This is a genomic window from Parabacteroides sp. AF27-14 (assembly GCF_003635425.1).
In the GTDB taxonomy this organism is placed as follows: domain Bacteria; phylum Bacteroidota; class Bacteroidia; order Bacteroidales; family Tannerellaceae; genus Parabacteroides; species Parabacteroides distasonis.
In genome coordinates this window covers 192,158-212,966 of record NZ_QTLZ01000005.1, presented here as the reverse complement: position 1 = coordinate 212,966, position 20,809 = coordinate 192,158, and the positions used below count along the sequence as shown (strand labels likewise).

Annotated in this window: 17 protein-coding genes and 1 tRNA gene; 15 read left to right on the top strand and 3 right to left on the bottom strand. The window is 51.6% G+C overall.

The window, feature by feature from the left end; all coding sequences use genetic code 11:
- Positions 1–121 precede the first annotated feature (121 nt).
- Both DWY79_RS07920 and DWY79_RS07915 read right to left on the bottom strand, forming a co-directional pair.
- Positions 122–2,293 carry a BT4734/BF3469 family protein gene (locus tag DWY79_RS07920; RefSeq protein WP_122369158.1) on the bottom strand — a complete coding sequence of 724 codons (2,172 nt, stop codon included), beginning with the start codon at positions 2,291–2,293 and terminating at the stop codon, positions 122–124.
- Between the two features lie 119 nt (positions 2,294–2,412).
- Positions 2,413–2,757, bottom strand: a complete 345-nt coding sequence (locus DWY79_RS07915; protein ID WP_121956633.1) for a hypothetical protein — start codon at positions 2,755–2,757, stop codon at positions 2,413–2,415.
- A gap of 165 nt (positions 2,758–2,922) precedes the next feature.
- On the opposite strand from DWY79_RS07915, the gene DWY79_RS07910 reads away from it, so the two are divergent.
- The 13 genes from DWY79_RS07910 to DWY79_RS07850 all read left to right on the top strand — a co-directional run bounded on the left by DWY79_RS07910 (position 2,923) and on the right by DWY79_RS07850 (position 18,819).
- Positions 2,923–4,653, top strand: a complete 1,731-nt coding sequence (locus DWY79_RS07910; RefSeq protein ID WP_122369157.1) for an ATP-binding protein — start codon at positions 2,923–2,925, stop codon at positions 4,651–4,653.
- A 38-nt stretch (positions 4,654–4,691) separates the two neighbouring features.
- On the top strand, positions 4,692–5,384 hold the full coding sequence (locus tag DWY79_RS07905; RefSeq protein ID WP_122369183.1) for a hypothetical protein: 693 nt from the start codon (positions 4,692–4,694) through the stop codon (positions 5,382–5,384).
- Positions 5,381–8,134: a TonB-dependent receptor gene (locus tag DWY79_RS07900; RefSeq protein ID WP_122369156.1), complete on the top strand. Its 2,754-nt coding sequence runs from the start codon at positions 5,381–5,383 to the stop codon at positions 8,132–8,134. The genes DWY79_RS07905 and DWY79_RS07900 overlap by 4 nt, the downstream gene beginning before the upstream one ends.
- Positions 8,135–8,146: 12 nt before the next feature.
- Entirely contained in the window at positions 8,147–9,307 is a 1,161-nt protein-coding gene (locus DWY79_RS07895; RefSeq protein ID WP_008780321.1) for a DUF4249 domain-containing protein, read from the top strand.
- A gap of 10 nt (positions 9,308–9,317) precedes the next feature.
- Positions 9,318–11,000, top strand: coding sequence for a hypothetical protein (locus DWY79_RS07890; RefSeq protein WP_122369155.1), 1,683 nt, complete (start codon positions 9,318–9,320; stop codon positions 10,998–11,000).
- A gap of 68 nt (positions 11,001–11,068) precedes the next feature.
- Positions 11,069–11,305, top strand: coding sequence for a hypothetical protein (locus tag DWY79_RS07885; RefSeq protein WP_005868073.1), 237 nt, complete (start codon positions 11,069–11,071; stop codon positions 11,303–11,305).
- 26 nt (positions 11,306–11,331) lie between these two features.
- Complete coding sequence (locus DWY79_RS07880) at positions 11,332–11,601, top strand: type II toxin-antitoxin system RelE/ParE family toxin (protein WP_005868074.1); 270 nt, start codon at positions 11,332–11,334, stop codon at positions 11,599–11,601.
- Positions 11,602–11,677: 76 nt separating this feature from the next.
- Positions 11,678–12,700: a low specificity L-threonine aldolase gene (locus tag DWY79_RS07875; protein WP_087343797.1), complete on the top strand. Its 1,023-nt coding sequence runs from the start codon at positions 11,678–11,680 to the stop codon at positions 12,698–12,700.
- Between the two features lie 14 nt (positions 12,701–12,714).
- Positions 12,715–14,601, top strand: a complete 1,887-nt coding sequence (locus DWY79_RS07870) for an endonuclease/exonuclease/phosphatase family protein (RefSeq protein ID WP_122369154.1) — start codon at positions 12,715–12,717, stop codon at positions 14,599–14,601.
- An 8-nt stretch (positions 14,602–14,609) separates the two neighbouring features.
- The gene (locus tag DWY79_RS07865) at positions 14,610–15,935 is read left to right on the top strand and encodes a nucleobase:cation symporter-2 family protein (RefSeq protein WP_122369153.1); all 1,326 of its coding nucleotides are present in this window, start codon (positions 14,610–14,612) and stop codon (positions 15,933–15,935) included.
- 6 nt (positions 15,936–15,941) lie between these two features.
- Positions 15,942–16,508: a xanthine phosphoribosyltransferase gene (gene xpt, locus DWY79_RS07860; protein WP_005855972.1), complete on the top strand. Its 567-nt coding sequence runs from the start codon at positions 15,942–15,944 to the stop codon at positions 16,506–16,508.
- A gap of 10 nt (positions 16,509–16,518) precedes the next feature.
- The gene (locus DWY79_RS07855; RefSeq protein ID WP_005855973.1) at positions 16,519–16,932 is read left to right on the top strand and encodes a PaaI family thioesterase; all 414 of its coding nucleotides are present in this window, start codon (positions 16,519–16,521) and stop codon (positions 16,930–16,932) included.
- Between the two features lie 27 nt (positions 16,933–16,959).
- Positions 16,960–18,819, top strand: coding sequence for a ChbG/HpnK family deacetylase (locus DWY79_RS07850; protein ID WP_122369152.1), 1,860 nt, complete (start codon positions 16,960–16,962; stop codon positions 18,817–18,819).
- 195 nt (positions 18,820–19,014) lie between these two features.
- Here the strand turns inward: DWY79_RS07850 and DWY79_RS07845 are convergent.
- Positions 19,015–19,086, bottom strand: a tRNA-Met gene (locus DWY79_RS07845).
- A 150-nt stretch (positions 19,087–19,236) separates the two neighbouring features.
- Between DWY79_RS07845 and DWY79_RS07840 the strand changes: the two genes are divergently transcribed.
- Complete coding sequence (locus tag DWY79_RS07840) at positions 19,237–19,830, top strand: TetR/AcrR family transcriptional regulator (RefSeq protein WP_122369151.1); 594 nt, start codon at positions 19,237–19,239, stop codon at positions 19,828–19,830.
- Positions 19,831–19,847: 17 nt separating this feature from the next.
- Positions 19,848–20,792, top strand: coding sequence for a 3-oxoacyl-ACP synthase III family protein (locus DWY79_RS07835; protein ID WP_005868085.1), 945 nt, complete (start codon positions 19,848–19,850; stop codon positions 20,790–20,792).
- The last annotated feature ends 17 nt before the right edge of the window (positions 20,793–20,809 follow it).

The window sequence follows — 20,809 nt, the reverse complement described above, 5'->3', positions numbered from 1 at the left end:
TCCTAAAACTTTTCTGGTAAATGTAAATTTGTGTCACACTGCTGTGTGTGATACAAATTTATTTATTTCTAAAATGTTTTTCCAACCACTCTTTTTTGCGCACCCCTGCGCACCCCCTGCTTTAAAATGGAAGTTTAGGATTCGCTGTATTGTTTTGGTTATCAGTATGATTCTTTTCATCTTCCTTCTTCGTTCCCTTTTCTTCCGGGGTGCTCAAAAAATTGTCTTTTACCTGTTCCGGAGTGATCTCTACGACCTCAAATAGGCGTTTTCCACGTATTGTCGTGAGCTTAAAACCGTGTTTTTTCAGCACCTTGCTCAACGTAACTATATTGGAACGTGTCGGCGTGATACGTGTAAATACACTTAGTTTCGTCATAATATCGCTCGCCGTAAGATACTGTGGCGTGTCAAAACGCTCCGGTTTGCGGAAATAGGTGAAGAACAATTCCTCCTCGGGGCTTCGCTGGCGGAAGGTCTCGTTGTTCTCGTTGATCTTTCGGATGTCTTCGCCGGAGAACCAGTATTTCTCGCCCCGGCGGAAGAGGGCGAGGGCTTGGGCGTAGATGTCGGCGTGTCGCACGGGCGACTGGTAATCGATCCGTGTGGCCTCGAAGCAGAGGAAGCGGCGAGACTCGTTATCGTCCGGCAGCGATTGCAAGTCGTTCACCGTGGCGGCGAAGGAGGCGTGGCGTATCTGCGTCTCGGCATAGTGTCCGTACGGGCGGCGCAAGTAGATGACCCCTGTGGAGGTGAGCGCCTTGAGGCGGTTCAGATCGGCGTAGCTCTGGCCGGACATCTCGTCGATGACGATCAAGAGGCAGTCCACCATCATCTGCGGGAAACCCTTGCTATACGGATTGACATTGCCCGTGAAAAGATAGTCCCGCAGCTCGGGCGGCACGAGGTTCCGCAGCCACGAGGTCTTGCCCAGCCCCTGCCCGCCGGCCAGTAGCAGGATGGTATGGTTTTCCACGCCTAGCTCCATGGAGCCGGCCACCCCGGCGATAAGCCAGCGCTTGAGGCAACCCCGCCAGAAGGCGGGCCGGGTGGTGCCCACGGTATCGGCCAGCTGCCCGATCCAGTCCGTCACCCCGTCCCACGGGGCCAGCCCCTCGAAATACGAGCGGAAAGGGTGGAACGTCTCGCTGAAGTCCGACATCAGTATGGCCCGGATGTCGTTATGCGAGCAGTAGTGGCCGTCCTTCAGGAGACTCCGCCAGAGCGAGTTCACCCAGTAGTCGGTCACCGGCTTGAAGACCGGCTTTTGACCGTTCCGCTTCTTCTTCGTGGCTACCTCCACGTACCCCCTCACGCCGTTCTTGCGGGTGAGGAAACGCTCGGATATATAGGCCTCCACGGCGACCACGTCCAGCGGGCCCCCGCCCTTTTTCCGGGAGGTGGCGGCGCTCGTCTCGGCGGCGTGCTCCTCCACGTGGCTGTAGGCGCTCTCGATGGCGGCGAGGCGCTCCTCCGCCGGCAAGTCGGCGAAGGCGGTATCGGCGTAAGCCTCCATCTCGGCCCGCTTCACGCCCAGCCGGTTCGCCCGTGCGGCCATGACGAAGATGAAGTTATTGCGGTTGCCCTCGGCGTAGGCGCCTTTCCGCTCGGCGGTCCGGCGTGCCTTCTCCAGTGGCGAGGCCACCTTCCTTTCCTTCGCCCCGGGAGCCGTCTCGCTAACCTCCTCCTTCCAAGTAAGGGGTAGCGGGGCGAGGCCCTCCGGTAGCTCGCCGGTACCCTCCAGCCAAGGGCGGTAGGCAGGCGAGAGGTATAGGGCGGGATCGTCCGATACGAAGCAAAGCCGCCCGATGTCGCTGCCCGAGGTATCCAGCTCCACGCCGAGCCGGGCGGCGTACCAACGGCTCATGGCTTCGTAGACCCTCCGGTGATTACCCGGCGTGGCGGTCTCGTCCGTGGCGGCGTAGGCGATGAGTTTCGCCCCGTCGCCGCTGGGACTGCGGAAATACGCCACGGTGTAGGGCGCTTCCGTGGCGAGCGGGGTGATACGCTCCAGCTCCCGTTCCCCTACGTGGTCGATGTCGAGTACCACCAATTGGTTATAGCGGGTGATGTGAGGGTCGAGGCGTTTCCCGGAGTAGGTGGCCTGTGGGGTGAAAGCGGGCAGTTTTTTCTTTAGTTTGGCGGCCAGTTCCTTATCGCCCGACGCTAGCGCCTCCCGCGTCTCGTCGATGAACTGCTTGTACGTTCCTCTTTGGATGTTTTCCAGTACGCCCGCTAGCGAGGCGTCTCCCTTGTATCGTCCGAAAAGGGCGAATAATGACGTGTTTATCATACTATGTTTTTAAGTGATAAAAAAAGAGCCAGTGTCTCTGGCTTGATGCCGCTAAGGTAGGGAGGCGCTTTGGGACGCCTCCCAAGTTTTAACTTTTGTTGTGAAAAACGGGAAGCTTCTTATTCATGCGCTTTCCCGTATTCCTCCTGCGCCGTCGAGAGGATGCTCCGGAAGCTCCTTGGCTCCGGGCAGCCGTTGGGGTGTATCTCGAACACCTCGTCCAGCGCCCGTATCATGGCTTCCCGGTTCGTCTGCCCGTTCACCCGGAACCGCGGGTCATCGAGGATGGGCAGCGTCAGCCGCACGAAGTCTTTCACAGAGCCCGTGTAGATGATCTTCTCCCGTTTAACCAGATCCTCCTCCGGCTGGTAGTCTTTAAACAACTTATGCGCCCCTTTCGCGTCTTTTTTCAAGTCCACCCATGCCTTTTGGGCATTTTCCAGACTATCCAGCAGCTTTCTCACGCTTGTTTCCGCTTCCCGGAAACTGATTTTTTTTCATATATGATTAATTGTTAAAGTTAAAAACATCGCAAAGGTACATTATCCGCGTGATAATTCCTCGGAAGTTGTTGCTTTGCCGGATATATATGCCTATATTTGTAATTACTCATAAAAACAAAGATCGCTATGATAATAAAGAAGATTCCTTACGGACTGACGGATTTTGAGAGGATTAGGAAAGAGCCGTATTATTATGTGGATAAGACTCATTATATCGAGTGGTTGGAGGAATCTGCCAATTTCTTCTTCTTGATCCGTCCGAGGCGTTTTGGAAAGTCTTTGTTTATCAACATGCTTAGATGGTATTACGATATCTATAGGCGGGATCGTTTCAAGGAAATCTTCGAGGGGCTGTATATCGGTTCGCATCCTACGGCGGAGCAAGGGAAATACCTTGTGCTCGATTTTAATTTCGCCGGCGTGAATCCGGACCCGGATCGATTGCTGGCCTCGTTCAATGATAATTGCTCGATGCGTTTCGATCTTTTCGCCGGGCTTTACGGACATATGTTCAATCCCGGTTTCGCCAGTGAATTGAAAAGACTCAAGAACGCGGACGAGAAATTGAACTACCTGATCGGGCAGGCTACGTTACTGGATCTTCCGATCTACCTGTTCATCGATGAGTATGATAATTTCACGAACGCCATACTCGCCAATGTGGGGAATGAGCATTACCGTAAATTGACACATGGCACGGGGTTCTTCCGCTATTTCTTTAATAAGCTGAAAGAGGGTGCCACGGGAAACGGACCGATCAAGCGTATGTTCATCACGGGAGTCTCTCCGGTCACCATGGATGACGTGACAAGTGGATTCAATATCGGTGCCAATATGAGCACCGATCCCCGGTTTAACGGGATTATCGGGTTTAGCGAGCGGGAGGTACGTGATATGTTGTCTTATTATAAAGACGTGGATATGCTGGCCGGAGAGGTAGATGAGGTGATCGGCGTGATGAAGCCATGGTACGATAATTACTGTTTCTCGAGAGATTCGCTCCACGAGCCGATGTATAACTCGGATATGGTGCTGTATTTCCTGAATCATTATCTTCCGTTGAAAAAAGTTCCGGAGAACATGATCGATAACAACATCCGTACGGATTATAATAAGCTCCGTCATTTGATTCGCTTGGACAAGAAAATGGGCATGAACGCCTCTATCATCCAAGACATCGTGACGAATGGCGAGACCATAGGTACCATCAAGACGGCTTTCCCCGCCGAGGATCTGGCAAAACCGGATAATTTTAAGAGCCTGCTCTATTATTTCGGGCTGCTTACCATACGGGGTACTAAATGGGGGAGTACCCTATTGGCGATCCCTAACTTGACGGTTCGTGAGCAGTTGTACTCCTATTTGGTGGAGGCTTACCGGAGCGCCGATTTATTTTCCCTCGAGATGGATCGGCTGGGGATGCTCGTGGCTAGCATGGCCTACGAGGGAAACTGGAAACCTGTCTTTGAGTACTTCGCCTCTGAATTGAAGCGACAAAGCTCTATCCGTGAGTTTATCGAGGGTGAGGCGCACGTAAAGGGCTTTTTGTTGGCTTACTTGGGCTTGACCCGTACTTATATAATTCATCCGGAGTATGAGGCGAATAAGGGATATGCGGACTTCTACATGATGCCCGATTTGTTGCATCAACCGGAGATCGTCTATAGTTATATCGTAGAGGTGAAATATGCCCGTCGTGACGCCTCCACCCCGGAGATAGAATCGCTGAGGACTGAGGCTGCCGGGCAATTGAAACGTTATGCCGAAGATCCTAAAGTGAGAGAGACGAAGGGAAATACGAAACTTCGCCTGATAACACTGATATTTAAAGGCTGGGATTTGGTGGCTTGTGATTGAATGCCTATATTTGGCATGAAACTTTAAATCTGTATCTTATGAGAAAGCTTCTGGGGTTTTTATGCGTATGCGCGTTGGCTATCGCTACGGCTAGGGCACAAGATGCGGTGGATGACTATGTCTCTTCCGCCGCCGGCCAAGCCGTGATCTACCATGGGAAGGAGCAATTAAAATATCCCACCTCGATAAGAAATCACCCCTATTTGAAGAGCGAGAAATACGTACCCGGGGATCTTAGCTTCGAAGGCATTCTCTACAAGGACGTGAAAATGCGCTTAGACCTGTACAAGAATGAGTTATTACTGCTCTCTCCGGACAATCGCTATAATATCGTCTTGCCGAGCGATCGGGTAGACTACGCTGAGTTTCATGGGTACGATATCTTCTACAGGTATCCGGACGAGCGGTCGGGCAACCTGCCGGAAGGCTATTACCTACGGTTGTATGAAGGGAAGTGTACCGTACTGGGGAAATGGTCTTGTATATTATCTAAGACGATAAAAGATATGAAGCTCGATGAATCCTTCGATCAGTCCGTAAAATACTACATCCGGAAGGAGGGCGTTTACTATACCGTGAGGAGCAAGGGCTCCGTGTTGAAGGTCCTCAAGTCCAAGAAAAAGGAGTTAGCCCGGTATATCAAGCGGCGAAAGCTGGATTTCAAGCACGCTCCCGAGGAAGCCATCGTAGCCGTGGTGAGACAGTATGAACAGTTAAACGAGATCCCATGAGAAAGAGCCTATATATCGGTATGGTAATGTGCCTGCTGTCCGGCTGGACGGCGAGGGCGCAGCGGACGGTCGATCTGGATTTCCGGCAAGTAACCTTAAATGTCGTGTTCGACGCTATCGAGCGGCAGACCGGACAGCCCGTCTACCGGCAACCCTTGGAGACGGACTCCATGGTCGTTAGCGTACACAGTGAGAAGGAAGAGCCCTTGGTGGCGTTGCGGCGTGCGTTGGAGGGAACTCCCTTCCAAGTATCCTCGTATGGCGGCGCCTTCTTTGTGTTGAGAGATAACACCTTGATGACCTCCCTGCCCGAGAACTTCTTCCTGCGGGAGAAGCGGAGAGAGGGCGATGGCGACGAGGAAGGCTCCGGTATCTCCCTGATGGCGGGCCGGAAGCAGCAGAAGGCTACCTCGGAGAACAAGGTCTACGAGATCGGCGACGCCTCGGGCAAGGCGGCGGACCGGGTCACGGTGACCGGTAATATCAGCGATTTCAAGACCGGTGAGCCGATGGTGGGCGTGGCCGTATTCGTGAAGGACCCGATGATCGGGGCTACTACCGACGCTTACGGCTATTATACGCTGCGCCTCCCTCCCGGACGACACGAGCTGTACATACAAGGCATGGGCATGAAGGACACCCGGCGGCAGATCATGCTCCATTCCGACGGCAAGCTGGATATCGAGCTGGAGGAACAGGTCTACACCTTGAAGGAGGTCACGATCTCCTCCGAGAAGATCGCCAACGTGCGGAATACGACGATGGGCGTGGAACGCCTGAAGGTGAAGGATATAAAGAATATCCCGATGGCGTTCGGTGAGGTGGATATCATGAAGGTAGTCATGTCGCTCCCCGGCGTGAAGGCGGTGGGCGAGGCCTCTAGCGGCTTTAACGTGAGGGGCGGGGCGACGGACCAGAACTTGATCCTCTTCAACGACGGGACGGTCTATAACCCGACCCACCTGTTCGGCTTCTTCTCCGTCTTCAACCCCGACGTGGTGAAGGACATGGAGCTGTACAAGAGCAGCATCCCCGCCAAGTATGGCGGACGTATCTCCTCGGTACTCGACATCAACAGCCGGGAGGGTAACAAAAAGGAGTTCAAGGGATCGGCGAGCATCGGCTTGCTAACCAGCCGCCTTACCTTGGAGGGGCCTCTCTTCTCCGAGAAGACCTCCTTTATCGTGGGTGGACGTACCACTTACTCGGACTGGATCTTGAAGAAACTCCCCGAGAAGAGCGGCTATAAGGATGGCAACGCCGGGTTCTACGACCTGAACGCCACGATTAACCATAAGTTCGACGAGCGGAACAACCTCTATCTGAATGGCTACTACAGCCACGACCGTTTCCGCTTTAACGCGGATGAGCGGTATGCCTACGAGAACGCCAACGCCTCGGTGAAATGGAGGCATATCTTCTCGGATCGTTTCACGGGGGTCCTCACCGCCGGCTACGACCATTATGGCTACAATACCCGTAATACGGATAACCCGGTGAATGCTTATTCCCTCGCTTTCCGTATCGACCAGATGTACGGGAAGATGGACTTCACGCATTACCTAAGCGATAAGCATACGCTGGATTTCGGTGCCAGCTCGCTGTTTTACGACTTGGAGCCGGGGAAATACCTTCCCTATGGAGGGGAGTCGTTGGTGAAGGAGGACCGGATGGAGAAGGAGAAAGCGGTGGAGTCCGCTATCTATGTGGGCGATCGTTGGGATATCACCTCCCAACTCTCCTTGAACGTGGGGGTCCGTTATTCCATGTTTAACGTATTGGGGCCCCGTACCTATAATCTCTATGCCGACGACCAACTGCCTTCCTTGGCTACCGTGACGGGTACGGTGGATAAGACCGGGGCGTTCAAGACTTACCACGGGCCGGAGTTCCGGGTGTCCGCCCGTTATGCCTTTACCGAGGACTTCTCCGTGAAGGCCGGCTTTAATACGATGCGCCAGAATATCCATAAGCTATCCAATACGACGATCATGTCGCCCACGGATACGTGGAAGTTGAGCGACGCTAACATCAAGCCGCAGACGGGTATGCAAGTGGCCGCCGGGCTATACCGGAATTTCTTGAACAATACGATCGAGGTCTCCTTGGAGGGATATTACAAGACGATGAAGGATTACCTAGATTACCGGAACGGCGCCGAGCTGCTGATGAACCACCACATCGAGACGGACGTGCTGAGGACCGAGGGGCGTGCCTATGGCGTGGAGCTGATGGTGAAGAAAACGCAAGGAAAGTTGAACGGCTGGGTAAGCTATACCTACTCTCGCACGCAACTGCGGCAGAACGATCCGATGATCGTCACTCCCGTGAACAATGGGGATTGGTACGCCGCCGATTTCGATAAGCCGCACGACTTGAAGTTCGTGGGTAACTATAAGTTCACGCATCGTTTCAGCTTCTCGCTGAATTGCGACTATAGCACGGGACGGCCGATCACCTTGCCGGTATCGAAGTATCATTACGGGGGCGGTGAGTTTGTCTATTATTCCGACCGTAATCAATACCGCATCCCGGACTTTTTCCGGATGGACGCCTCGTTCAACATCGAGCCGAGCCACCACCTGACGTTGCTTACGCATAGCACGATCTCCTTCGGAGTCTATAACCTGACGGGGCGAAAGAACGCCTACTCGGTGTATTATATATCGGAGAACGGGAAATTAAAGGGATATAAGATGGCGATATTCGGGGTGCCTATCCCGTTTGTCTCTTATAATATTAAATTTTAGGGGGGAGTTGAGATGAGGAAAGAAGCGAAGATAAAAGATTCTATAAAAGGCTTTCATTGGTGGCTGGGGGCTTTGCTGTTGTTATTGTCCGCCTGTGTCACGGATTACGAGCCGAAGGGTTTGGAGCAGGTACGGGATTTGTTGGTCGTGGATGGTATCATCACGAATGGCGAGACTACGATAAAGCTCCGGAGAAGCGTGGGCCTGACCGACGATTTCACGGAGGATGAGTTCGTGAATAACGCCAAGGTGGTGGTGGAGCGTGAGGATGGAGCTGTTTTCACTTGCGCTAATTCTTCCGGGAAGGGAGAGTATAAGGTGGATATGGGAGAGCTGGACCCGGGTAGCCGGTACCGGCTACATATCTCGCTGGATGGGCTGGAGTATGAGTCGGACTATCTGGGACCGGAGATAACGCCTCCGATCGACTCTCTCTCCTTGCTGAAGAAGGGGCCGGGAGAGGAGGTCCGTCTCTGTGTGTCTACGCATAATGCCCCGGATCGATCCTCTTATTTCCGCTGGATGTATAAGGAGAATTGGGAGGTGAAGGCGGAGATCTTCATGGCTGCCGAGAAAATGGGTAATACGGTCGTAATATATGATTTACTTACATCGAATAATTGGTATTATTGCTGGGGGAAGGACAGCTCGAAGGTGATCTCCCTAGGCAGTTCCGATAGGCTGACGCAGAACGTGATCGCTAACAAAAGTATCGCCTCGTATCATCCCAGCGATCGCCGTTTCTCGATGTTGTATCATGCGGAGGTGGAACAATATGCGTTGCACCGGGAGGCTTACGACTACTATTTTAATTTGCAGAAGAACATAGAGGAGTCTGGTAGCTTGTTTGCCCCTATTCCTTCCGAGATGAAAGGGAATATCCGCTGCGTGACGGACCCGGAGGTTCCGGTGATCGGTTTCGTGGAAGTAGCGACAGTGACTCGCCTCAAGCGTTTCTTTCCGGAGATAGAGAAGGTATATGAGGCCGAGGTTACGGGCTGCGCAAGCACGATCGTACAGGGATCGGAATATGATAATAATCCGGATTACGGATATGTTTCCTATAATCCGATGAATGCGGCGAGTAATACGTATGCGCTGAAACGTTGTATGGATTGCGGCCGTTTTGGTTCGAAACAGAAGCCCTCTTGGTGGCCTACCAGTCATTTATAATTTAGTTGCTATGAAGAAGTCTATGATAAAACAATGTATCTTGTCGCTCCTCTGCCTCTTATGGGCGGGGCAAACGGTTCTCGCAGGGGAATTGCGAGAGCGGGTTTACCTGCAAACGGATAAGCAATTTTATCTGTCGGGCGAGCTTGTATGGATGAAATTCATTGCCACGGATTTGGACCAACGGTTGTCCGACGTGAGCAAGGTGGGATATGTGGAGCTTCTGGATAGCGCCTCGGCGGTCGTGCAAGCCCGACTCGTGCTGGAGAAGGGGGTAGGGAATGGTTGCCTGCAATTGCCTTCTACCTTGCCGACCGGAAACTACCGGCTGGTTGCCTATACCCGTTATATGCGGAACGAGGGGGAGGAGGTCTTCTTTGAGAAGCCGCTGACGGTGGTGAACACCTTCGTGACGAATGAGGCCCTGCTGACGGATACTTTATTGCCCGCTTACTCTTTTACGAGGCGAGAGGGCCCGGTTTCCGTATCGCCGGACCGTATGACCTATGATACCCGTTCAGGGGGGGAGATCCGGATAAACGGCCTGCCCCCGGATCTACAGACCCTATCGGTCTCTATCGCCGGGATCGACTTGTATAAACCTTCCGCCCGGAGCGGTATCGTTGATTGGAAACAAAGCATGCCTACTACGGGATCATCGCCTGCCGATCGTAAATTCTTGGCGGAATACGAGGGGCCGATCCTGACGGGGAAAGTGATCGATCTGTCTACGGGCGAACCTTCGTCTAAGGAGGCGGTGAGGCCTTTATTGGGCTTTTCCGGGGGGGAGATCCGCCTTTTCGGGGGGCAACTGGGCGCTGCCGGGGAGGTGACTTTCTTTACGAAACATATATCCGGGACGCACGAGATCGTGACGGTGGCTTTATCCCCTTCCTCCTCTCGCTACCGGGTGGACATCGAATCTCCTTACGCTACGCATCCGGAGAAGGAGCTTCCCGCCTTGAGATTGAATCCCGCTTGGCAAGATGAGTTGGTGAAGCGGAGCGTGGGGCTACAGGTGTTGCATGCTTACCGGTCTGATTCCTTGGTTCGGGAAAAAGCGGAGAAGCCTTGGTTCCAGTGGCAACCGGATTGGAGTTATCTTTTAGATGAGTACACCCGTTTCACGACGATGGAGGAAGTCGTTATCGAGTTTATCCCCGGCCTTCGTTTCCGTAAGATGGATGGGGTTCGCCGGTTGGCGGTCCTGACCGAGGAGCGGATCGGGTATACGATCGGTAACTCATTGGTTTTATTGGATGGTATCCCCATCACCGATCACGAGATCATTTTTAAGTACGATCCCCTAAAAATCCGGAAGATCGATGTGTATAAAGGTAAGTACGTATTCGGTGGGCAGATATTCGACGGTATCGCCTCCTTCTCCTCTTATGAGCATAATTACCCGGGTCTGGTAGTCGATAACTCCACCCAGTTCTTTGATTATGAGGGCACGCAAGCCCAGCGCATCTTCTATATGCCCGCTTACCGGACAGAGGCCGAGAAGCGATCTCCTGTTCCGGATTTCCGCCATACCTTACTTTGGCGACCCGATATCCGGACAAACGGCGAGTCCTCTATATCCATCCCCTTTACCACCTCCGACCTGACCGGTGATTTCACCATCACCATCGAGGGCCTGACCCAAACCGGCGAGGCCCTCTACGCGACGGAACAATTTCAGGTAAAATAGCGTGCGATATGGATTATTCTATTTATCTTTGTAACCTTACTATGGGAAATTAAATCGGATTGAAGATTATGGGAACATTGGAATTGAAATTATCATTGATACAACGGCTCAGTCTCATAAATGATGATGATTTGTTACATCGTATCAAGAGCTTGATTGATAGGATGGAGGAAAGGCAAGCCCTTCGCTTCTCGCCGGAAGTAAAGGTTGCCATAAAGCATGCGCGAGAAGATATCTCGGAGGGGCGTTTTATTGAAGATGAAGGACTGGATAGATATATGGAGCGATGGGTAAACGAAAGTTGATTTGGTCTCAATCAGCTTTGAATGATATGACCGAAATTTTTGACTATTATAATAAACGTAATAAGAGTAAAACGTACAGCACTAAATTATTAGGAGAGTTTAGGGCGATAATGCGTTTAATCCTTTCTTCTCCTCGTATGGGGATCAAGACAGAGGATGAGAATATCCGTTATGTGCTATCTGGTAACTATGCCTTATTTTATGAAATCAAGTCTTGTACAATAGAGGTCTTGATTGTTTGGGATTGCAGACAAAGTCCCGGGCGGTTGGAGATGTGCATCCGTCAACGTCGTTGATATGAAATAAAAACAATTCAAGATATCCTCATTCTCATCTTAAATCCGTACTTTTGGCGAAAAATCAGATTTGAAGATGAGAAGTTTCGCTAGTGACAACAATTCCGGCGTGCATCCCCGGGTAATGGATGCGATCATCAAGGCAAATGATAATCATGCGGTTGGATATGGTGATGATCCTTGGACAGAGGCCGCTACGAGTAAGATACAAGAAGTGTTCGGCAAGGATGCTTCTCCTTTTTTCGTGTTTAACGGGACGGGGGCGAACTCCGTGGCCCTGCAAGCCGTAACCCGTCCGTTTAATAGCATCCTGTGCGCCGAGACCGCCCATATCAACGTAGACGAATGTGGTGCTCCCGCACGGATGACCGGTTGCGCCATCGTTACGATCTCTACGACGGACGGTAAGCTGACACCGGAATTGATCCGTCCCCATCTGAAGAACTTCGGGGTTTGCCACCATTCGCAACCCAAGGCCGTTTATATCTCCCAAGTATCAGAATTAGGTACGATCTATACGATAGAGGAAGTGAAAGCGATCGCCGATCTCTTACATTCGTACGATATGTATCTGCATATGGACGGAGCCCGCTTGGCGAACGCCTGCGCTTACCTGAATTGCACGATGCGCCAAGTGACTGTAGACGCAGGCGTGGATATCTTGAGCTTCGGAGGCACGAAAAACGGTATGATGATGGGAGAGGCCGTGGTCTCGTTCCGCCCGGAGATCACGGAGAACCTGCGATTTTACCGGAAGCAATCCGCCCAGCTAGCCTCGAAGCTACGTTATCTCTCCGCCCAGTTCATCCCTTATCTGGAAAATAACCTCTGGCTGGAGAACGCCATGAAAGCGAATATCAGCGCCGCCAAGCTAGCGGACGTGCTACGACAATACCCGGAGATTCATTTTACGCAGAAGATCGAGTCCAACCAGCTCTTCTTCACGATCCCTGCCGAGGCGTTGAGGAAGCTGCAAGATAAATATTTCTTCTATATGTGGAACGAGGAGATCAACGAGGCCCGTCTCGTTACCTCTTGGGATACTTCCGGCGAGGATATCGCTGAGTTCGAGCAGTCATTGAAAGAGATATTCGGTTAAGGTATAGATATAAAATGAATATAAACATTAGATCGAATCCTATGAGGAAATGGTTTATTTGGGCGATCGTTATGATCGGATGCTTGCCCATAAATAAGGCATTGGCACAGCAAAGCGGCGATGCCGAGCGGAATACGTTGCGTATCATGAGCTATAATATCCGCAACGGAAGGGGCATGGATGAGGTGACGGACCTCGAGCGTATAGCGGAGGCTATACGTAAGGTAGCCCCCGATGTAGTCGCCGTACAGGAGGTAGATAGCGTGACCGGAAGAAGCGGCGGGATCGACGTGCTCCGGACACTGGGAGAACGCACCCTGATGTTCCCTACCTACGCCCCGGCCATCGACTTTGATGGCGGTAAATACGGAGTAGGTATGCTGAGCAAGGAGAAGCCGGTGAGCTACCGCTATATCGCCCTTCCCGGACGGGAGGAGGAACGGGGCTTGCTATGGGTCGAGTTTGAGAGATATATCTTCTGCTGCACGCACCTTTCCTTGACGCCGGAAGACCGGATGCTTTCCTTGCCGATCCTTCGGCGGGAAGCCGCTTCCGCGCATAAACCCCTGTTTATCGCCGGGGATTGGAACGCTACGGCGCATTCCCCCTTTATCACGGAAATCAGCAAGGATTTCCAGTTGTTGAGCAATCCTAAACAGGCTACATTCCCGGCTTTCACGCCGGATAGCTGTTTGGACTATATAGCGGGTTATGTAAAGAATGGACAGCCCTTTACCCGTTTGTCCGCATGGGTTCCCGAAGAGGCGGTGGCATCGGATCATCGCCCGGTCGTAACGGAGGTTCGTCTGAAGGCTAAGCCGGAAGAGATCTTTTATGCGGCGCCCTATCTCCAAAATCCTACGGAGGGCGGCATAACGGTGATGTGGCAGACCCATGTCCCTACGTATAGTTGGGTAGAATACGGTACGGACACGCTGAACCTGAAAAAGGCCCGTACCATCGTGGACGGTCAAGTGATATGCAACGGCTTGCATAATAAGATCCGGCTGACGGACCTACGACCGGGGCAAACCTATTACTACCGGGTATGCTCGCAAGAGATCATGCTTTACCAAGCCTATAAGAAAGAGTTTGGCGAGACGGCGGTATCCCCGTTCTACACCTTCACGCTCCCTTCCGCATCCCAAAAGGATTTCACGGCCTTGATCTTTAACGACCTGCATAAGCATATCCCGACCCTAGACGCCTTATACGGGCAAGTGCGTGATATCCCTTATGATTTCGTGGTATTTAACGGGGATTGTATAGACGATCCCGCCAATGAGAAAGAAGCTTTGTATCATTTGGCTTATTTATGCGGGAAGGTGGGCGCCAGTCATGTACCCGCTTTCTTCCTTAGAGGCAACCACGAGATACGCAACGCTTACTCGATCGGCCTGCGTGCCTTGTTTGACTATGTGGGCGATAAGACGTATGGGGCGTTCAACTGGGGAGATACCCGTTTCGTCATGCTGGATTGCGGCGAGGATAAACCGGATAGCACATGGGTGTATTATGGCCTGAACGATTTCACCGGTCTCCGGAAAGATCAAGTGAATTTCCTCTCGAAAGAATTGAGCGGCAAGGAGTTTAAGCAAGCCTCGAAGCGGGTTTTATTGAACCATATCCCTATCTACGGAAACGGAGATGCCTATGAGCCTTGTCCGGAACTTTGGGGAAACCTGTTGGCGAAAGCCCCTTTCAACGTGAATATATCCGCCCATACGCATCAATACGCCTTCCACCCGAAAGGCTCGTTGGGAAACAACTTCCCGGTGATCGTAGGCGGGGGGTATAAGCTCGATTCGGCTACGGTGATGGTATTGCGGAAGAAAGGAGACGAGATGAGTGTACGAGTGTTGAACGCAAAAGGGGAGACCTTATTAGACTTGAAATTATAAGAGACAGGATGAATACGGATTTGATTTACGGGATCGATGACCGTCCGCCTTTGAAAGAGACGCTTTTTGCCGCCATCCAACATCTGCTGGCTATTTTCGTTGCGATCATAACACCTCCCTTGATTATCGCCGGGGCGCTGAAACTGGATCTGGAGACGACCGGTTTCTTGGTTTCCATGGCCCTATTCGCCTCCGGGGTATCCACATTCGTTCAATGTCGTAAATTAGGACCGGTCGGGGCGGGGCTGCTATGTATCCAAGGAACCAGCTTCTCGTTTATCGGCCCGATTATCACGGCTGGCCTGGCGGGAGGGCTTCCCCTTATTTTCGGCGTTTGTATCGCCGCCTCTCCGGTAGAGATGATCGTGAGCCGTACTTTTAAGTATCTGCGCTCGGTGATTACTCCCTTGGTATCGGGTATCGTGGTGTTGCTCATCGGCTTGAGCTTGATCAAGGTAGGAGTGGTCGCTTGCGGCGGGGGGTATACGGCTATGGATAACGGTACGTTCGGTAGTTTGCGTAATGTCGGAGTAGCTGTGTGCGTCTTGTTGAGTGTCTTGTTCTTCAATCGTTGTAAGAACAAGTATTTGCGGATGAGTTCCATCGTGCTAGGGTTGTGTATCGGTTACGCGATCGCTTTCGCCATGGGGATGGTGGATATGGAGGCTGTCTCCTCGCAAAACCTGAGAGGGTTTAATATCCCGGTTCCCTTCAAATATGGATTGGATTTTAATATCTCTTCATTCGTGGCGATCGCATTGATCTATCTGATCACGGCGATCGAGGCTACGGGGGATATTACCGCCAACTCGATGATATCGGGGAAATCGATCGAGGGAGAAGGCTACCTGAGGCGAGTCTCCGGCGGGGTGCTGGCGGATGGGGTGAACTCGTTTATCTCCGGAATTTTCAACTCTTTCCCGAACTCTATCTTCGCCCAGAATAACGGGATCATCCAGCTGACGGGAGTCGCCAGCCGGTACGTGGGGTATTATATCGCGGGTATGCTGATCCTGTTGGGATTATTCCCGGTTGTCGGCGTTATCTTCTCCTTGATGCCCGATCCGGTGCTGGGAGGAGCTACCCTGCTGATGTTCGGTACGGTGGCGGCAGCAGGTATCCGTATTATCGCCGCCCAAGATATCAACCGGAAGGCCACGTTGGTGTTGGCGGTTAGTTTGTCCTTGGGGTTGGGGGTGGAGCTGATGCCGGATATTCTAGGGGCCGCTCCTCAAGTGATCCGTGGCATTTTCTCCTCCGGTATTACGACGGGTGGCTTGACGGCCATTCTGGCGAATTTATTTATACGTGTAAAAGAAGATCAAACAGAATAACAAATTATGGAATTATTGAAGCAACGCATCTTGCAAGACGGCCGCTGTTATCCCGGCGGTATCCTTAAAGTGGATAGTTTTATCAACCATCAAATGGACCCGATGTTGATGTATAAGATCGCCGAGGAATTTATCCGTCGTTTTCAAGATCGTAAGATAAACAAGATCGTGACCATCGAGGCGAGCGGTATCGCCCCGGCCATTATGGTGGGTTATATCATGCAGTTGCCGGTGGTCTTCGTAAAGAAGAAGAAACCGAAGACGATGGAGAACATGCTCTCTACCGTGGTCCATTCCTTCACGAAGGATCGTGACTATACGGTATGTATCAGCAATAACTTCTTAACCCCGGAGGATCATATCCTGTTTATCGATGATTTCTTGGCTTACGGAAACGCCGCCATGGGAATGGTCGAGTTGGCGGAGCAATCGGGAGCCGTGATCGAGGGTATGGGTTTTATTATCGAGAAGGCGTTTCAAGATGGCGGGAACCTGCTGCGTGAAAAGGGCATACGTGTGGAGAGCCTCGCCATTATCGATAATCTGGATGATTGTAAGATAACGGTTCGTTAAAGGAAAAGATATGGATGAGAGAATAAAAGAAAAGTTGATTAACCGTGCGAAGACGAATCCTTATGTGAATTTTCTGGGGATCGACTTCACGGTTATCGAGGAAGGTCGTGTAGAGGCGCATATGCCCTTGCATGACGAGCAGAGACAATATAGCGGCGTGACGCATGGGGGTGTCTTGGCTGCTTTGGCGGATACGATCGCCGGTTTCGCCGCCTATACGATGACCCCGCTGGAGAAAGACGTGCTGACGGCAGAGTTGAAAATGTCTTTCTTACGGGCCGCTTGGGGTAATGAGCTGATCGCCAAGGGTACCGTGATCAAGGCGGGACGGAATATACATTTTTGTGAGTGCGAGATTTATTGCGACGATAAGTTGGTGAGCAAATCTTCCGGCACCTTTTGTGTGGTCCATCCCCAAGTATAGAAAAGATGTTACTTATTTATCAATATCATGAAGACTTCAAATGTAAAAAGAATCCTTTGCGGCTGCCTGTTGTTCGCCGCTACGTGGCCGGCATTCAGCCAGCCTGCCACGAATCCCCGCCTGATCATCCGTGCGGATGACATGGGGTCGTTCCGTTCCGCCAATATAGCGTGTATGGAAGGGTATAAGAATGGGGTGGAGACCTGTATAGAGGTTATGGTTGTCACCTCGTGGTTCCCCGAGGCCGCCCGGCTGTTGAGGGAGAACCCGGGGATAGATGTCGGGCTTCACCTGACGCTGACCAGCGAATGGGATAACGTGAAATGGCGTCCGCTGACGCATTGTCCCAGCTTGACCGATAGCAATGGCTATTTCTTGCCGATGATGTCTCCGAATCCCGCCTACCCGGGTCTGGCCATTCTGGAGAATACATGGAGCTTGGCCGAGATCGAGCAAGAGGCCCGGGCCCAGATAGAGATGGCCTTGAAGAACATTCCCCAGATCAGCCATATCTCCGGCCATATGGGATCGACCGGTTTCGATCCGGAGGTGGTGAAGCTGATGCGCCGCTTGTCCGAGGAATATCATCTGCCGGTCGTGGATCGGGTAGAGGCGATGCAGGAATATGATTTCACCTATTCCGGGTATGATGGAGCCTCCAAGACCCCGGCCGAGAAGGAGGCCAGTTTCATCCGGATGCTGGATAAGCTGGAACCCGGTAAACGCTATATGTTCTTGGATCACCCGGCCTTGGATAACGAGGAGATGAAAACCGTCGGGCATATCGGCTACGAGAACGTGGCGATGGACCGTCAAGGCGTGACCGATCTTTTTACCAGTCCGAAGGTGAAGCAAGCCTTGAAGGATAAGAACATAGACTTGATCAGCTATAACGACCTGACCAAGGAACTTCCTCGTGCGGAAGCCTCGAAAGCCTTGGATAAGGCGTTTGGCAATTACCTGCGGGCGGTGAAAAAGGCGGATCAAGACTTGCATAGTATCATGATCCTCCAGCATGGAAAGGTCGTAAAGGAGCAATGGCTGGGTGAGGGCGACCGCCATACGCCGCATGTCTTGAACTCCGTTAGCAAGACCTTTACGGCTACGGCTATCGGTTTCGCCGTCGCGGAGGGTAAATTGAAGGTCACGGACAAGGTGATCTCCTTCTTCCCCGACCAATTACCGGCCGAGGTAAGCCCTTACTTGAAAGAGCTGGAGATACGTCACCTATTGACCATGTCCTCCGGCCACGATGTCGATCCCACCGCTTTAGTACGGCAGAAGGGGAACGAGAAGGCCGATTGGGTAAAGATTTTCCTCTCGGCGCCGTTGGTACATAAACCGGGAACCTATTTCGTATACAACAGTCTCGGCACGTATATGCTTTCCGCTATCATCCAGAAGGTGACCGGTGAGAAGGTGATCAATTATCTCTATCCCCGTCTGTTCCGTCCGCTGGGTATCGTCGGCGCTACTTGGGAAGAGAGTCCCCAAGGCATCAATTGCGGCGGTTGGGGTTTGTATCTCAAGACCGAGGATCTAGCGAAAATGGGTCAGTTTTTCCTGCAAAAGGGAAAATGGAACGATAAGCAATTGCTTCTCGAAAGCTGGATAGAGGAAGCCACCACCTCCAAGATAGCCTCTTTGCCCGCCGGTATGAGACCGGAGAACTTGAAGATGAAGCCGAAAGATAGCGACTGGTTACAAGGCTACGGTTACCAGATGTGGCGTTGCCGCCATAACGCCGTTCGTGCCGATGGAGCCAATGGACAATACATTATTATATTGCCCGAGCAAGATGCGGTAATCGCCATGACTGCGAATATCGGCGATATGCAGGCCGAGATCAACTTGATATGGAAATATATCTTGCCTGCCTTGAGATAGGAACTGTAGGACCTACGTCCGGGAAACCAATAAGAGCCCCCGGACGTAAGCCTATGACTTGTTGGGCGTAAGCGAATGGTTTGCGGTACGTAAGTCAATGGATTACGGGAAAAACTCAATGATTCCCACCCCGTAAACCATTGGGTTACGAAAAAAGAAAAGCCTTCTGGTCACAGACCGGAAGGCTTTTCTTAGTTGCGGAGGCAAGACTCGAACTTACGACCTTTGGGTTATGAGCCCAACGAGCTACCACTGCTCCACTCCGCGATATAGTTGCTATCATTTCTTGATTGCGAGTGCAAAGGTAGGGATATTTTCTTACAAAACAAATTTATTGCAAGTTTTTTTTAATATACTTGGTAGATACGATCTTTTTTAAGTACTTTGCGCACAGTTTTAATCAAAATGTGCAATACAATGCCGATGACAGTTTCTAAAACACGTGACAGGTTGGTGGATGTGGCCAGACAATTGTTTGCCCGCATGGGGGTTGATAACACGACGATGAACGATATTGCACAGGCATCTCGTAAGGGGAGACGTACGCTTTATACGTACTTTAAAAGCAAGAACGAGATCTATTTGGCGGTAGTGGAGTCGGAGCTGGACCAGCTTCATAAGATGCTGGTGGACGTGGCCAGCAAGGATCTGCCGGCGGACGAGAAGTTGCTGACGTTTATCTATAGCCGCTTGGACGCTGTAAAGGCGTTGGTATTTCGGAACGGTACGTTGCGAGCTACCTTCTTCCGTGATATATGGCGGGTGGAGAAGGTACGCAAGAGCTTCGACCTTCGGGAAGTGGAGATCATTAAGGGAATATTGGACGATGGCGTGAAGGAAGGTGTATTCAGCATGCCGGACACGGACATTACCGCCCTCGTGCTCCATCATGCCTTGAAAGGACTGGAGGTGCCCTATATCCGGGGGATCATGGGTGATAATATCAGCCAGCGGATTAAACGTAGAGACAATGTGATGAATTTAATATTCAACGGAATAAAGATTAAGTAAATCAAAGACACTAAGGAATGTTTATTAATGCGACAGGGTTTTATGTGCCTGAAGAACGGGTAGATAACCAACATTTTCTTGAATTGAGCGGGTTGACAAGTGAGTGGATTGAGCAACGGACGGGAATTCATACCCGCTCGAAAGCGAAAGAGGGGGAGAATATCAATACCATGAGCCTTGAGGCCGTGAAGGACGCTCTTCCCAAATTGCCTTACGATATCACGGAGGTAGACTTGATCGTCTCCGCTTCGTATTCTCCCTATGATACGGTTGCGACGGCCGCGCATACGGTTCAACATGAGTATACTATCGCTGACGCGAAAGCTTTATATCTATCCTCGGCTTGTTCTTCTTTCTTGAACGCCTTGGAGGTTGTGGAGGGATATTTCGCCATGGGGAAGGCTTCCAAGGCTTTGGTGCTTTCCGCTGATAAGAACTCCGCTTATTATAATGAGACAGACCCGAAGGCGGGCCATTTATGGGGTGATGCCGCCGCCGCTTTCTTTATCTCCAAGGAGCGGATCGGTGAGGGCGACGCTGAGATCGTAGAGGTCTACACGCAAGGTCTCGGACATTTGTCGAAAGCGATGGAGGCGGTTCACTTGCGTCCTCGTGACGGCGGTATCTTGATGCCGGAGGGGCGTGACGTATTTATCCAAGCTTGTACCTATATGCCTAAGAATGTCCTTCATTTGTTGGAGAAGAACGGTTATACGCTGGATAACCTTACTTATTTCATCGGCCATCAGGCGAATATGCGTATCATGGCGAATATCGCCAAGCAATTGAACTTGCCGGACGAGAAATTTTTGCACAATATCGAGGAGCTGGGAAATACGGGTTCCGTAAGCTCGGCCTTGGTATATGCCCAGAACGATAAGAATTTCAAGAAAGACGACTTGATCGCTATCACGGTATTCGGCGGTGGCTATTCAACGGGAGCTTGCTTGATTAAACATTGATATTAAAAAATTTGAGT